The organism is Blastopirellula marina (genome assembly GCF_002967715.1).
Classification (GTDB): Bacteria; Planctomycetota; Planctomycetia; order Pirellulales; family Pirellulaceae; genus Bremerella; species Bremerella marina_B.
Genome location: NZ_PUIA01000026.1, coordinates 215,596 through 230,522 on the forward strand (window position 1 = coordinate 215,596; position 14,927 = coordinate 230,522).

Annotated in this window: 11 protein-coding genes; 8 read left to right on the plus strand and 3 right to left on the minus strand. The window is 53.9% G+C overall.

What is annotated here, in order from left to right; translation table 11 throughout:
- Nucleotides 1-271: 271 nt before the first annotated feature.
- The 3 genes from C5Y96_RS09140 (at nt 272) to C5Y96_RS09150 (ending at nt 2,508) form a co-directional block, all read left to right on the plus strand.
- Nucleotides 272-985 carry a response regulator transcription factor gene (locus C5Y96_RS09140; RefSeq protein ID WP_105352295.1) on the plus strand — a complete coding sequence of 238 codons (714 nt, stop codon included), beginning with the start codon at nt 272-274 and terminating at the stop codon, nt 983-985.
- Nucleotides 986-1,099: 114 nt separating this feature from the next.
- Nucleotides 1,100-2,239, plus strand: a complete 1,140-nt coding sequence (locus tag C5Y96_RS09145) for a M20/M25/M40 family metallo-hydrolase (RefSeq protein ID WP_233198890.1) — start codon at nt 1,100-1,102, stop codon at nt 2,237-2,239.
- Nucleotides 2,236-2,508, plus strand: a complete 273-nt coding sequence (locus tag C5Y96_RS09150) for a (2Fe-2S)-binding protein (protein ID WP_105352300.1) — start codon at nt 2,236-2,238, stop codon at nt 2,506-2,508. Before C5Y96_RS09145 ends, C5Y96_RS09150 begins: the two co-directional genes overlap by 4 nt.
- Nucleotides 2,509-2,524: 16 nt before the next feature.
- Here C5Y96_RS09150 and C5Y96_RS09155 read toward each other — a convergent pair whose 3' ends face one another.
- Nucleotides 2,525-2,878 carry an STAS domain-containing protein gene (locus C5Y96_RS09155; protein WP_105352303.1) on the minus strand — a complete coding sequence of 118 codons (354 nt, stop codon included), beginning with the start codon at nt 2,876-2,878 and terminating at the stop codon, nt 2,525-2,527.
- Nucleotides 2,879-3,260: 382 nt separating this feature from the next.
- Between C5Y96_RS09155 and C5Y96_RS09160 the strand changes: the two genes are divergently transcribed.
- The gene (locus C5Y96_RS09160) at nt 3,261-4,304 is read left to right on the plus strand and encodes a TIGR00730 family Rossman fold protein (protein WP_105352305.1); all 1,044 of its coding nucleotides are present in this window, start codon (nt 3,261-3,263) and stop codon (nt 4,302-4,304) included.
- Between the two features lie 6 nt (nt 4,305-4,310).
- Here C5Y96_RS09160 and C5Y96_RS09165 read toward each other — a convergent pair whose 3' ends face one another.
- Entirely contained in the window at nt 4,311-8,267 is a 3,957-nt protein-coding gene (locus C5Y96_RS09165; protein WP_158261153.1) for a HEAT repeat domain-containing protein, read from the minus strand.
- Nucleotides 8,268-8,646: 379 nt separating this feature from the next.
- Between C5Y96_RS09165 and C5Y96_RS09170 the strand changes: the two genes are divergently transcribed.
- From C5Y96_RS09170 to C5Y96_RS09185, 4 genes are read left to right on the plus strand one after another with little or no spacing between them, the layout of a single operon-like run.
- On the plus strand, nt 8,647-10,599 hold the full coding sequence (locus tag C5Y96_RS09170) for an ABC transporter substrate-binding protein (protein WP_105352310.1): 1,953 nt from the start codon (nt 8,647-8,649) through the stop codon (nt 10,597-10,599).
- A gap of 60 nt (nt 10,600-10,659) precedes the next feature.
- The gene (locus C5Y96_RS09175) at nt 10,660-11,646 is read left to right on the plus strand and encodes an ABC transporter permease (protein WP_105352313.1); all 987 of its coding nucleotides are present in this window, start codon (nt 10,660-10,662) and stop codon (nt 11,644-11,646) included.
- 2 nt (nt 11,647-11,648) lie between these two features.
- Nucleotides 11,649-12,752, plus strand: coding sequence for an ABC transporter permease (locus tag C5Y96_RS09180; RefSeq protein WP_233198891.1), 1,104 nt, complete (start codon nt 11,649-11,651; stop codon nt 12,750-12,752).
- Nucleotides 12,753-12,772: 20 nt separating this feature from the next.
- A complete protein-coding gene (locus tag C5Y96_RS09185; protein ID WP_105352315.1) occupies nt 12,773-14,647 on the plus strand; it encodes an ABC transporter ATP-binding protein in 1,875 nt (624 codons plus the stop codon).
- An 11-nt stretch (nt 14,648-14,658) separates the two neighbouring features.
- On the opposite strand, the gene C5Y96_RS09190 is transcribed toward C5Y96_RS09185, so the two are convergent.
- Entirely contained in the window at nt 14,659-14,868 is a 210-nt protein-coding gene (locus C5Y96_RS09190; RefSeq protein ID WP_105352316.1) for a hypothetical protein, read from the minus strand.
- Nucleotides 14,869-14,927: the final 59 nt, after the last annotated feature.

Sequence of the window (14,927 nt, forward strand, 5' to 3'; positions counted from 1 at the left end):
GCACTTAGGGGCAGCAACCTCTATTTCTTTCATATGTCATGGCACGCATCGGTCAAACAAAACTGCCAAGATAGACTTCGAAAAGCAAAGCTTCTCAGTTTTGCGCTTTTTGAAACGTTTTGCGGAACAACCGCAACTCTCCCAAAAGGGTCCTATACTTGCTTGGAGCATTTTTCTCCCGGCACGAGTGCTGCGCACCCACGGAATAAGTTCGCGCGAAAGATGGGCGACAATCAATGAATTTTCAGCTTGTAGATTCAGGGGTAGTCTGATGATGCTTGCCAAGAGCAACCCGAAACCTTCCTACCCTCGCGTATTGGTCGTTGACGACGACGACGCGATTATGCGCGCCGTAGCACGCGTTCTTGATTCCGACGAATCGATTCAGATCATCGGACAGACGACGCATGCGCAAGCGGCCCTAGCCATGGTTGAGTCGACCAATCCCGATGTTGTCCTCATGGACATCCACATGCACGGCCTCGACCCATTCCTGGCATGTAAGCAAATCACCAAAGTAAGTCGAGGGCAAGCCAAGGTCCTGTTCTACACAGGGTTCCCCAAAGACAACTACCTGGACCGCTGCCTGGAAGTGGGCGCAGCCGGAATCGTTTCCAAGCACTCGGAATCGCTACGCAATCTCGCGTTTGCGATTCGTCACGTGGCTGCTGGTAACACTTATTTTTCACCAGAGCTCGACAAGCGATTGGTCGAACGGGAAGACGGCATCCCCTCGTCCCGCCTGGCAACGCTAACCGATCGAGAAGTCGGCGTGCTCCGTGAATTGTCCCTCGGTCGCACACAATCCGAGATTGCAGAAGCCTTGGATATAAGTGAACGCACCGTCAACAAGACGGTGGGCGATCTGAAATCGAAACTGCAGGTCCAAACAATCAACGAGATGCTCATTTTCGCCGTCAACGAAGGGCTCGTTCATCCCGAGTTGCAGTTCGTTCAGCGGAACGAAACCCATGAGGATGCCTAGGGTACTAGATGTGGTATGATGGTTTTCGCTGCCCCGATGACCATCTTCCTCAAGTAGTACACCATGCTAACCCCCTCGCAAAAAGACCGCGCCCTCAGGCTTGTTCAAGACCTCATGGCAATCCCTGGCGTCAGTGGAGAGGAAGCCGAGGTCGCCGCACGAGTTCGCCGCGAACTTCTAGCCGTTGGCGTACAGGACGAAGCCATCACGCACGATTCTGCACATAAACATTGTCCTGTTCCGCATAGCACCACCGGCAATCTGATTGTCTCTCTCCCGGGAAGTCGCCCAGGACAGCGTCGCTTGTTGATGGCCCACATGGATACCGTTCCGATCTGTGTCGGCTCGCGTCCGAAACTGCAAGATGACATGCTGGTCCCTCAGGATGCTCATACCGGCCTGGGGGCCGATGACCGAGCAGGCGTCGCCACCGTGCTGTTCGCCGTAACCGAACTTCTGGCTCAAAAGATACCGCATGGGCCTTTGACTCTGCTCTTTTCCGTTCAGGAAGAGATCGGTCTGCAAGGAGCGAGAAACCTGGAAGTCGACAAGCTCGGTAATCCGGAACTGGCGTTCAATTGGGACGGGGGAGATCCGGCCAAGCTTACCATTGGTGCCATCGGAGGGTACCGTATGACGATTGATATTCACGGCGTGGCCAGTCATGCGGGAGTCGCCCCCGAGAAAGGGGTCAGCGCGATCACCGTTGCCGGCCTTGCGATCAGCAAGCTACACGCACAGGGGTTACTCGGAAAGATCTCGCAAGGAGAACTGAACGGGACAAGCAACATCGGCGTCATTCATGGTGGCAACGCAACGAACGTTGTTGCGGATCATGTGCAACTTCGAGCCGAAGTTCGTAGCCACCAGAAGGAGACGATTGAAAAACTTGTTGACCACTTCCATCAAGCATTCCAACAAGCGGCCGCCGAGGTACAAAACAACTCAAACCAGATGGCGAAAGTCGAGTTTGATGGAGATCTAAATTACGAACCCTTTGTAATTTCAGCAGAGACACCAAGTGTCCAGGTCGCAAGCAAGGTCCTCAACGGGTTGGGGATCAGTCCGTTTCATGCGATTGCCAACGGTGGGCTCGATGCCAACTGGCTCTATCGACACGGAATACCTGCGGTGTCCCTGGGGTGTGGTCAACACAACCAGCATATGACAAGTGAGATGCTGGACATTCAACAATTCTACACGGCCTGCGAAGTCGCGCTTCAAATCGCATCTGGAAAGGATGCCGTCGAATGAATCCCGATGACGAACTGTGCTTGTGTTTCCACGTGACCAAACGCAAAGTGCAGAACTTTTGTCGTATTGAAAAGCCACGCCGAGCCTCTCAACTCTCTGAATGTGGAGGCGCGGGAACCGGATGTGGTTGGTGTCGGCCGTTCCTTGAGAGAATCTTCGAGAACCAACAAAAGGCTGAAGCTGACGAACTTCCCAGCGCGGAAGAATATCAAGCCAGTCGAGCGGTATACATTCGCGAAAAGAAGAACCGCGGCGGCGAAGTTAAGTGAACCACACGAGTCGACTTTATTCTTCAACCTTTAGCGCTTCGGCCGCCGCTTCGCGGGTAGGATAACGCTGCCAAAGCGATTCAATCTTCGAACGCTTCAAGACGTTCAAGCATTCATCGCTGAGCCCAGCGATGACCAGTCTTCCTCCACGTTTCTTGATCAGCTTCCAGATACGAATCAGAAACTGGATAAAGAACGAACCGATCGATTCGGTATTCGAAAGATCGATGACAACCAGAGGAGGGGAAGTGTGCTTGGCCACTTCCACAATCTGCTGGACGACGTTACCCAGACTGGCTTCGTCCAGATTGACATACTCTGGCCCGAAGTCGAGTATCGTGATGTCTTTCTGGCGCAGGATGTTAACCATTACGTTGAATCGCCTAATGGCGCAAACCGGAACTACTGGTTGTTGTTTTTTTTGACTTGAATTGGAAACAATTCGTCAGTCGGAATGTGGTAGATTTCCGCGGCTATGAGTGTCAAACGCAAAACCGGAGAATTAACAAAAAACACTCATTTGGGTAGTTTATCGGTCAATCTCCGTAACAACAACCCCTGAACTTTTTAAATATTTCCGCACTGATTTCGAAACAATTGTATACTTGGATACCACCCATAACCATCCTTGCCTTCAGAGGGATATGCTATTATTCGCACGGGTGCCCTTCCCGCAGTGGGTAAGTAAGTACGGGTTTCCGTTGACTTTCGGTTAACCGAAGTGGGAATTCTCTCGAGAAGGAGATGGAGCGTTGAGTCGATTTGAAGAAACGGATGCGGAGGATATCTCGTCGGACAAGGATGAACGCCGTGAGATTGAGATTAAGAACCTTCTCGATCAGATCCGCCAGACTGCGGACAAACTGCAACGCGATGCCGCAACCCGCGGTGATCTCAAGCTACTATCGCGTTCGCTGAAAGAACTACGCTACGCGTTTAAAGTCTTCACACCGTTTCGAGGTAAACGCAAAGTCACCATCTTTGGCTCTGCACGAACTCTGCCGGATCACCCCACCTATCAAACGGCTGCCGACTTCGCTCAGCAGATGGCCAAAGACGATTGGCTGGTGATCACCGGTGCCGGAAGTGGCATTATGGAGGCAGGGCATCGTGGTGCAGGGCGTAACAACTCGATGGGCTTGAATATCATGCTCCCCTTCGAGCAACAAGCCAATCCTGTGATTCATGGCGACGAAAAACTCGTGAACATGAAATACTTCTTCACACGCAAACTGATGTTTGTGAAGGAGTGCGACGCCGTAGTCTGTCTGCCAGGTGGGTTTGGCACACTCGACGAAGCCTTTGAAGTGCTCACGCTGGTACAGACCGGCAAACGCGATCTCTTTCCAATCGTTCTGCTGGATGCTCCAGGCGGCAACTACTGGAAGTCGCTCGACGTCTTCATTCGTACGGCCCTGCACGAGAGCGGCATGATTTCGCCGGAAGACTTCGCGCTGTACAAGGTAACCGATCAGATCGACGAAGCGGTCGGCGAGATCGAGCAGTTTTACAAGGTGTACCACAGCATGCGGTATGTCCGAAAAAAGCTGGTCATCCGTACCGTTACACCGATTGACCAGTCGCTGCTAAGTTCCATTCAAACGGAATTCCGCGACATCCTTAGCGAGGGCACTTTTGAAGTTGGCGACCCACTACCAGAAGAAGACGAGCCGGAACTGGAAGAGATGTCCCGACTCGTGTTTACATTCAATCGCCGCAACTTGGGTCGCTTGAGAATCTTGCTCGATTGTATCAACGCCGGCTCCATCGAACCGGCGTACCGAGACTTCGCGTAGCTTCCACTAGCGAACCGAAGTACCGGTTGGCTGAGTGGCGACCTGGGTCTTGGACGAAGCTTTGTTCGCTTTCAGGTACGTCATCAGGTCACCAATCTCTTCAGCAGTCAGCTGATCCAGCAGGCCGCTAGGCATGATGCTGGTCTTCGATGGCGATAGTTCGTCGACGTCTGCCTGAGGTACTTCGGTCTTATTACCCTGGCTGTCAATGACAACGTAATCCCCGCTCGGGCTCGTTGAAACCAACCCCGACAAGATCTTGCCGTCGACCGTCAAAATCTGCTTGGTCACGTACTGATCGGAGATCACGTGCGATGGGAACAGAATCGATTCCAGGATCTGCTTCTTCTGGAAACGTCGGGCGATGTCAGTCAGGTCAGGCCCGATCGCTTCGCCGGCCCCCCCCATGCGGTGACAGGCAGCGCACTGAGCCTTCTTGAAGATCAATGCCCCTGAGGTTGCGTCGCCGCCGTGGTATTCGTCGTTGCCCAGGAACTCGAGCAGTTCTTTCAGGTCCCAGTTGCTGGCCTTGTTGTCGACCAACTTCGCTTCCGGCAGATCCGGATAGCTTTCGGTAAACCACGTTTGCCACGACTTGATCTGCTTCTCGAATGGATCGGCCGGCGATGCCACAGACTCGCCGGTCCATTTCACCAGAAGCTGATTGACGGCTTGCTTGCAGGTATCGTCCGAACGAAGTCCCAGCAGAATGAGTTGTCGAATCGTTTCCGGATCGTTCTCGGTTTGCGTTCCTTGGGTTAGCTTCTGAACTACGTTGGTCGCGAAATCCCCTTCAAGGACAGGAATCGCTTTGACCAGGTACGCGAAGTTCTTTCCTTCGGGTTGCTGGGCCAGACCGAAAGCGATCGATGCGCGGCGTTCCGGTTCACGATCAAACGCTTTTCGCAGATATGCCATATTCTCGGGCGTGCCGTTGCCAGCCAGAATCGCGACGATCCCCTTACGCATACGAGTCGCGACGGTGGTCTCGTTGCCGATGAGTTCTTCATCGATCATGCGGAGTGTTGCGAGAACTTGTTCGTTGGGGTGCTCCGGCAATTCAAACAGAACTGCCAGGGCCGCATTGGGCCACATGTGCCCCAAGGTCAACGCAACATACTGCTCTTCGGGAGTCAAGCACTTCACAAACTGCTTGGTGCTCGTTTCGATGTAACCGCGAAGCCCTTCACCACCTTCGATCTTCAAACCGCTTTCCAGGTGTCCCAGCAACTTCAGCTTCTGCTCGCTCGTCCATCCTTCTTCGATGAACGACATATGCATGGCCAAATTCAATCGCTCTGCCGCCGGAATCTTACTATCAAGATGGGCGATATAGCGGTCGGTGATATCCGATACACGGAAGTGTGCCAGCGTGCGGATCAGTTCACGATTCATCTTATGATCCGCAGCAGGGAATTCACTGGCCAACCGCGGTGCTAAACCCGGTACGTCACTTTCGTTAAGGCTGCCACGGTCGATCGCCAACTGAATGACACGCAGGATCGACAGGAACTCTTCATCGCTTAAATAGTCGTCCAAACGCTTCTGAGCATTCAATGCAATCTTCAAGGCGACATCGTGCGAAGGCTGCGACACGAGCGCTGCGATGCTGGCCGAGTTGAACAACGTCGCGGAGTCCGCGATCAAAGCATCTTCAATCCAATTCTCAACCGGCTGATTCTCAAGCAGACGGCGAGCGGCATACGCTTCGCGTCGATCGGAAGCAGACAACAATGGCCGCAGTTCTTCGTACGTAACTGTACCGCGAATCTCACACAACGTTTCGCAGGCCTCGCGGCGAACCGCTGGGCTCTTGTGCTTCAGCAGTTCTCGCAAACGCTCGGTCGATTCGTTGCCTGGGTAATTTACCAGCAGCGTGATCGCTTTCTGGCAAACTTCGGCATTATCGTCCTCGGTAAGCTCTAACAGCATGCTCTGCGTCGGAGTCGGACCATACAGCTGCATCAAATCCAAAGCTCGCGTGCGATAGTACGAAGGGTTCTCTTTCGCAATCGCAACCCCTTGGATTTGCGGATTCCATAAGTCGCCCAAGTCGGACTGGATCTCGGCGATCTTCTGTCGTCCCCAAGCACTTTGCGGCTGTGGATGCCGAATGGCCTGGGCGATACCTTTGCCTAGGTCATCGCTTCCTTCAGGGATATCTCCCTTGTAGACAATACGGTAGAGGCCCCCTTCGGTGCCGCGGCCACCAGTGGTGAAGTAGACCCAACCATCCGGGCCAACTTCCAAGTCGGTCACGTTCATCGGCTTGCCTTCGAGCAAAGCTTCGCTCTTGGCAACATAACCGGCCCCTTCTGGGGTCAGCGAAACCGTGCTGATCCGACCATTGGCCCAGTCGGTAACAAACAGGCGATTCTGATATTTGGCTGGGTATTTGAAGTGATCGTAGACAACCAACCCCGTGGGAGAACCGGCTCCGGTCTCCAGGATCGGTGGAACGCAGTCAGGATAGTAGTTCGGCCACTTCGCCCAGCCGCTACGCCAACCGAAATCAGCACCAGGCGAAACCTGGTAGATGCGGGTCGGACGGTGCCATACCAGGCCTTCGTCCCATTCCATGTCACTATCGTGAATAAACAAGTCGCCGTTGCGATTGAACGCCAGGTCGTACGCATTGCGGATACCGCCAGCAACGATCTCGACCTTCTGCCCTTCAATATCGGTACGCAAAACCATCCCGCCTGGGGCTTTCACACCTACGGCATGGCCGCCTGGATCTTCAAACCGTGGGACCAGGTCCCCTTCGTAGAAGTGTCGATGAGGACTCTTCTCATCAACATCGGAGTCGAGCTTCGTGTCGTTACCAGCCACCAGGTAGATCAGCCCGTCGGGACCCAAGGCCAAGCCGTGTGGGCCGTGTTCGCCGATCGCTCCGTTGAACTTGAACAGCGTGGCAACCTCTTCCACGTCACCGTCGCCGTCCGTATCGCTCAGCTTATACAGGCCAGTCCCTTCCGAGCCTTCCCCGACGACGAACACCTCGCCGTTGAGCGGCAGGATACCTTGCACGTTCTTGATCGTGTCGTTGTACACACGCTGCGTATCGACAACCCCATCATCGTTGGAATCGTAGATCAGCATCAGATCGCCCCCTTCTTTCGAAGCGATGATGTTGCCGAATTCGTTGAATGTCATCGAGATCAGCGCGCCCGTCTTCTCTGCCGAGATCACTTCCTGAATGGCGAAGCCTGGCAAAATTCGGAAGCGCGACTCTGCCGTCGGTGCGGTCTCTTGTGGAGTCGACACCACCTCTGGCTGAGTTTCCTGAGGCTTCTTAGCAGTCGAGATAGGCTTCGCTTCGATCGGACGCTGCGAAGGACGTGGCTTTTCGGCAAACGAAGGTTCCGGTGGAACCGGAGGACCACTCTTGGTGTTGGCGGCTACCTGCGGTTGGCCAACATTCCAGGGGGTTGTTCCGTTGGCTGGCCCCAGTTCTTGAGCTCGCTGCCAACGCGAATCGCTGTAGAACGTCGACTGCCATAGCGGGAAGGGACGCAGGTCCGATTTCCACGACGAGTTCGAGGGAAAGCTCACCTTCTGATTGTTCGAGCCAAAGATCGTAATCTCAGCCAACAGCCCGGCGGCGTTGCCCTGGGTGTTGCGGACTTGAACGGCGAAAACATTGTCGCCGATCGTCAGGTGGTTCGAAATATCGAATTGTCGCCGATTTCGCCAGTTATTATCTTCTGCGATTTTTTTTCCGTTTATCCACAACTCGTATTCGTCGTCCGCAGTGATCATGATTTGACCACCTGTCATTTGCGAGATGTTGATGCTCTTGCGAAAGAAGCAACTGCTCGCAGGAACCTGATCCTTTTGGTGCTGCGGGGCCCAGATCCATTGCGGTTGCGTGGCCTGAGCATACGCGAAGCTGGGGGCTCCGGTGATCAGCAGGGTAGTGGCTATCAGCAACAACCAATGAGTTTTGGGGGTAGTCGACATCTTCAATCTCATACCAATGACATAACGTTTGCTCGCGATCGGCAGTTGATGAGAACCCAGCGCGAGCGCAATCAAGTCTCATCCTTCATTTGGAAAGATCGGGCAAGGAGACCGACAAAATCAGCAAAATCGCGCCAAACGGCAAATTTTGCCCCGAGTCGATACGCTAGCCGTCGATTCCCCCCAAAAAGTGCATAGAGACAGCCATGACAGCAGCGGTGGCCAGCAGTGATCCCGCGGTGAGCCGTTATTGACCCGTTTTTTTGATACGTTTACGATTCCAAGGGGATTGATTAGGAAAATTGCATCAATTGGGTCAGCACACAGCTTTGCTAGCGGTGGATTGCCTCATGGTGCCGTCTCGTTAAGAGGTTGCGTAATGACAAACATCCGCGGCGCCCTGGGCATCCATCTCTTCTTGTTTCTCGCCATTCTGGCCCCCTTGGCTGGTTGCACCGGAGGTTCCTCGGACCTCTCGCCTGAAGAACTAGAACAAGCAATCAAAGACTTCAACTTCGACGAAGGTCTTCCTTTCCCGGAATTCGTTCCGCCTGCGACCCTCGAAGAATTGGATAGCTCGATAACCTGGACCGACAAGCCTGTCGTGGCACCGCTTCCTCACCTGCGGCAAGAGATGGCGGACTACAAACCGCCAGTAACTCCGCAAGAAGCCTTGGAAATTCGTCCGAAGTCGGACGAAGACTACGAAAGGATCCTGGCGGCTATGGAAGTTCAACCTTCCGATGAAACACCTGCAGACATGAACGCGACTTGGGTTCACCACGAAGGCGGGGATGTCAACAGCCTGAATCCACTTCGCATGAGCTCAGTAGGTGACTTTTTCTACGTCTATCTGACTTCCGCTCAGGCCGTCACTTCTAATATTGATATCGAGTCGATTGGAGATGGTCGGTTCATCAAGTCATGGCAATCGAATGAAGACAACACAATTCAAAAAGTTGTGCTCCGCGACGATATCGTTTGGTCCGATGGCCAACCAATCACAGCCCATGACTGGGAGTTTACGTTCAAGGTCCTTCATCACCCGAAATTGCTGACGATGTTTCCAGCGCTTCCCAGTTCGCTTGAGCATGTCAAATTGATCAAAGCCTACGACGACCGGACATTCGTTGTCTTCCACGAGCTATCCAGCCCCGTGAACGATATGAAGTTGGAATTTCCGATCGTTCCCAAGCACGCTTACGAGCCAGCAATTGCCGAAGATCCTTCGCTCACCGACAGCAATTTCTTCCTAGAACAAGAACAGACCCCGATTGTCGGTGGCCCCTATAAAGTCACGCAGCGCGATCGTAACCAACGGATAGCACTTGAACGCCGTGAAGACTTCTATATGCACAACGGCAAGGAGGTGCGAGAGAAACCCTACTTTGCCAAGATCCGAATCGAAATCATCGAAAACCCGACCCAGGCCCTGCTCGCTCTGACCGCCGGTAAGCTAGACGATTCGGAGATCTCGGCGACTAAATGGGATACGGAGGCAAATACCGATGAGTTCTTCGAGAAGAATATCAAGGTAAAAACATCTTCGTGGAGCGAAGGGCATATTACCTGGAATATCGGAACGCCCTACTTCGATGACGCCCGCACACGACGGGCCATGAGTTACGCCATCGACTACGATGCCATCATCAACGGCGTGCTTAAAGGAATTCATCCGCAAGCGAGTGGCCCATTCCACCCAGATGCATGGTTTTCTCCTGATCCATCTTTGCCGTTATTTACCCAAGACCTCGAAAAAGCACGCGAGCTTTTGGAAGAGGCCGGATGGAAGGATACCGACGCTGATGGAATCCTCGACAAGAAAGTGGACGGAAAGAAGGTCTCGTTCGCCTTCCAATTGATGCACCCTCCCAGCCCTGTTTCCGAGTTAATGGCTGCCCAGTTTGCGCGAGACTTTGGAAAACTGGGTATCAAGTGCGAACCACGTCAATACGAATGGACTGTCATGCAAGACAAGGCTCGCCAACACACTTTTGATGCCCTCATGGCTGGCTGGGGATCGGGTGGCGATCCATTCTCGAATGTGAATATTTACGGCACCGGTTCTTCTCGAAACTATGGGCAATACTCCAACAAGAAGGTCGATGAGCTGTTCGACCTGGGTCTACGCGAGCTTGACCACGAAAAACGGACCAAGCACTACCAGGAGATTGCCAAGATTCTCTACGAGGATCAGCCCTATACCTGGATTTACTACCGCGCCGAACTATATGGGTTTAATAAGAACATGCGAGGTTATCGGTTTAGCCCAACTGGTCCCTGGTTTTACCAGCCAGGATCAAGTTCCGTTTGGAAAGCCAAAGCTCAATAACGTGCCAAACCCAAACTTTTCCTACGCTCGTTCTTCCGGCCAACCAGGAGCCTTGGTGGCATGCTGACCTATATTGCTCGCCGCATATTCATCGGATTCTTTACCATCCTGGCGGTGACCTGCTTGGTGTACGGGCTGATCCGTAACATGCCCGGTACCCCGTTGACTATTCTGAGTGAGAACGCCGGCGCTCGGAACATTCTGGACGATCGCCAGCAGAAAGAGATCGAGAAGCAGTACCATCTCGATAAGCACTGGATCGTAGGTTACGGCTACTGGTTGTCAAACCTCGCACAAGGGGACCTCGGACGGGGCATCAACTTTTCCGATCGACGCCGCGTCACGACTATCATCGCTACGCGACTTCCCAACACGCTGTTGCTGACGGTGACTTCGCTGCTGTTAACCTATCTGATGTGTATTCCGATGGGGCTCTTTTCGACGGCGAAGAATGCCACGACCGGTGAACGCGTCCTCAGTATCTCACTGTACGTGCTTTACGCGTTACCCACATTCGTCGCGGCTATTTACCTCAACCTGCTCTTTGCGGTGAAACTAGGTTGGCTTCCCTTAAGCGGAATGACCAGCGAGTACTACAACGAGCTCGGCTCGTTTGGCAAAGCCTGGGACATCCTCAAACACATCTTCTTGCCAATCGTTTGCCTCACGTATGGATCGCTTGCTTATTACACGCGATTCATCAAAGCCAACATGCTTGAGGCCATTCAGCAAGATTATGTTCGCACGGCCCGCGCCAAAGGTGTCAGCCCAACGAAAGTTCTCGTCAAACATGCATTCCGCAATTCTCTCATTCCATTAGTTACTTTGATTGGGCTAACCCTACCCGCACTACTCGCCGGCTCTGTCATCCTAGAGCATATCTATCAATGGGACGGAATCGGCAAACTGTTTATCGAGAAGATCGGCCAGCGTGACTATCCCGTCATTATGGGTCTTGTCCTGATGTTTTCCGTAATGACACTTATCGGGCAATTGCTGGCAGACATCTTGTACGCCATTGTTGACCCTCGGATCACCTATTCTTAAACATGAGTGCTATTCAAGAGACAGCCAAATCACCGGCGAAATCACCTTCGTCGCAGGGTTTCTGGGCAACTAGCTGGCGCTACTATCGTCGTCGTTTTTTTGCGATGGCGGCGTTGTACTACGTTATTTTCCTAGGTCTGGTGGCCATCTTTTCACCGGCGATCGTCGGCACCAAGCCGATCATCTGTTACTACAAAGGCAACATCTACTTTCCGGCGATGGGTTACTTCCACCCTTCGTGGGAGAACGCCATCTTTACGACCGGCGATTACTTCAACAATCGCTACGAAGCCAACCTGAAAAAGAACGATCCTGACAGTTGGGCCGTTTGGCCCCTCATTCGACAAGACCCAATCGAACGCGTTGGGGATGACTGGTTCGAGGGAAGGAAAGGGAATCCGATCAGCACGGAAGGAACTCCCAGCTCCCAAAACTTCTTTGGTACCAGCAGCGTTGGAGTGGATGTTTTCGCCCAACTGGTTCATGGTACACGGATCGCTTTGCTGGTCGGCTTTGTCTCTATGGGGATCGCGTCAGTAATCGGCATCGTGATTGGGGCCGTATCAGGCTATTTCGGTGGCTGGATCGATTTCGTCCTTTCGCGATTCATCGAAGTAGTCCTCTGTGTGCCTACATTGATCCTAGTCATCGCGCTCTTGGCGGTTGTCGTGTCACCCAGTATCTGGCAGGTCGTGCTAGTCATTGGCTTGACCGGCTGGACAGGCATTGCACGGCTGACTCGAGCCGAGTTTTTAAAGATTCGACAGATCGAATATGTTGCCGCCGCCAAAGCCATGGGCGCAGGTCCGTTTCGAATCATGTTCGTACACATTCTGCGAAATGCCCTGGCACCCATTCTCGTTCCGATCAGTTTCGGTATCGCTGCCGCAATTTTTACGGAAAGTGCCCTCAGCTTTTTAGGTATCGGGGCGGACTCTCAAACTCCTACCTGGGGGCGTGTCCTGAAAGAGGGCCAAGATCAAATCCGCTCGATGTGGTGGCTTAGCTTCTTTCCTGGCTTGGCAATTTTCACCACCGTGTTGGCTTACAACTTGATCGGTGAAGGCATCCAGGAAGCCACCGACCCACGTACCCGTGACGCTTAACTCCCTTGTCCAATCCGACCATGACCAAAACCCTGCTCAAAGTCGACAACCTGCGGACCTACTTCCATGGCGAGGAAACCGTCAAGGCCGTGGATGGTATCTCCTTTCAACTCGAAGAAGGAGAAACACTAGGCATCGTCGGTGAGTCTGGCTCCGGCAAGTCGGTCACGTCCCTGTCGATCATGCAGCTACTTGCCCGTAGTGCGAAGATCGAAGACGGTACGATCTCGTTTCTGGGAACCGATCTCGTTCGACTTCCCGATCCAGCGATGCGGAAGATCCGCGGCAAAGACATCAGCATGATCTTCCAGGAACCTATGACGTCGCTGAACCCGGTCTTCACGGTCGGTTCGCAGGTCATGGAAGCGATTCGCCTGCATCAGGATCTCAGCAAGAAGGAAGCCCGCGAGCGAACGATTCAACTGTTCGAAGAAGTGGGCATCCCCGATCCCCACAAACGCGTCGACTATTACCCCCACCAGATGTCGGGCGGGCAGAAGCAGCGGGTGATGATCGCGATGGCCCTCAGCTGTAATCCCAAGCTGCTGATCGCCGACGAACCAACGACCGCCCTCGACGTCACCATCCAGGCCCAAATCCTCGACATCCTTCGCCAGCTGCGCGACAGCCGGGGCATGTCGATCCTGTTCATCACGCACGACCTGGGGGTGATCGCCGAGATCGCCGACCACGTACTGGTCATGTACCGCGGTAACATCGTCGAAAACGGCAACATCCGTCAGATCTTCGAGAATCCAAAGCACCCGTACACCAAGGGTCTGCTTGCTTGCCGTCCCCGCCTGGATACGAAGTACCGCCGGTTACCGACCGTCAGCGACTTCATGGAATCGAAGACGACCGAAAGCGGGATCGAGATCGTCGAAAAGGAAATGTCGCAAGAGAAGTTCGATCAGCTGATGGTCGCAGGACGAGGGCGACTTCTGCATCCCAAGCCTTCCCTGAAGCAGATGGGGCACCCCTGGGAAGAAGATGCCCACTCGCCCGATGCCAAGTGTGTCGCCGACAACGAGCGACCGCTCCTCTCGGTGCGAGACCTGAAAGTTCACTTCCCGATCCGCAAAGGCATCTTCTCGCGGGTTAGTGGCTACGTGAAAGCGGTCGATGGGATCGACTTCGATGTCTATCGCGGTCAGACCTTGGGCCTGGTCGGTGAATCAGGCTGTGGTAAAACGACCACCGGTCGGGCCATCCTGCGGCTGATCGAACCAACCGATGGCGTCGTCGAGTTCGAAGGGATGAACGTCCGCGGTCTGCATGGTCGCGCCCTGCGTGAGATGCGGAAGAAGATCCAGATCATCTTCCAAGATCCCTACGGCAGCTTGAACCCACGTATGACGATCGAAGCCGCCATCTGCGAGCCGATGGTCATTCAGCAGATCGGCAAGACGAAACAGGAACAGCGCGACCGTGCGGCCTACCTCATGCAGGAAGTCGGGATGAACCCCGATCACCTCCGCCGTTACCCGCACGAGTTCTCCGGCGGTCAGCGGCAGCGTATCTGTATCGCCCGGGCCCTGGCAGTCGAGCCCGAATTCCTCGTCTGCGACGAATCGGTCTCGGCACTCGACGTATCGGTTCAGGCCCAAGTGCTGAATCTACTGAAAGACCTGCAAGAGAAACGGGGCCTGACGTACATCTTCATCAGCCACGACCTGAGCGTGGTCAAATTCATGGCCGACATGATGGCCGTGATGAACGAAGGAAAGATCGTCGAGTTCGGCCCCGCCGAAGCGATCTACGCCGACCCGAAAGAAGAATACACACGCAAGCTCATCAACGCCACGCCGCGCGACGACCTCGAGCACATTAACCAGCGACAAGCCGAACGCCAAGAGGCCAAAGCGGCTCGTCTGAAGTCGGTGGCAGCGGTTTAGGACCGAGTCGTCTAATTCTTCCCAGGCTGGTGCCGCAGATAGGCCCACAGCCCATAGGCGAAGATTGCCATGCCGAGAACCAACGTCCCTATTCCGGCCGACGCCAGCCACGATGTGGTGTAGGGGCTCAGATAGTTCGTCGACAGCATGAAGAACCCCAAAGCCGCAATCCCGCCGCCAACCAGGGTGAACTTCCAGTGGTGATAAGTGTTGACGTTCATGGTGGACCTCACTTTCAAATGGAGTTCGATCTACTTCTAGTTTACCTCGAAAACCGGTA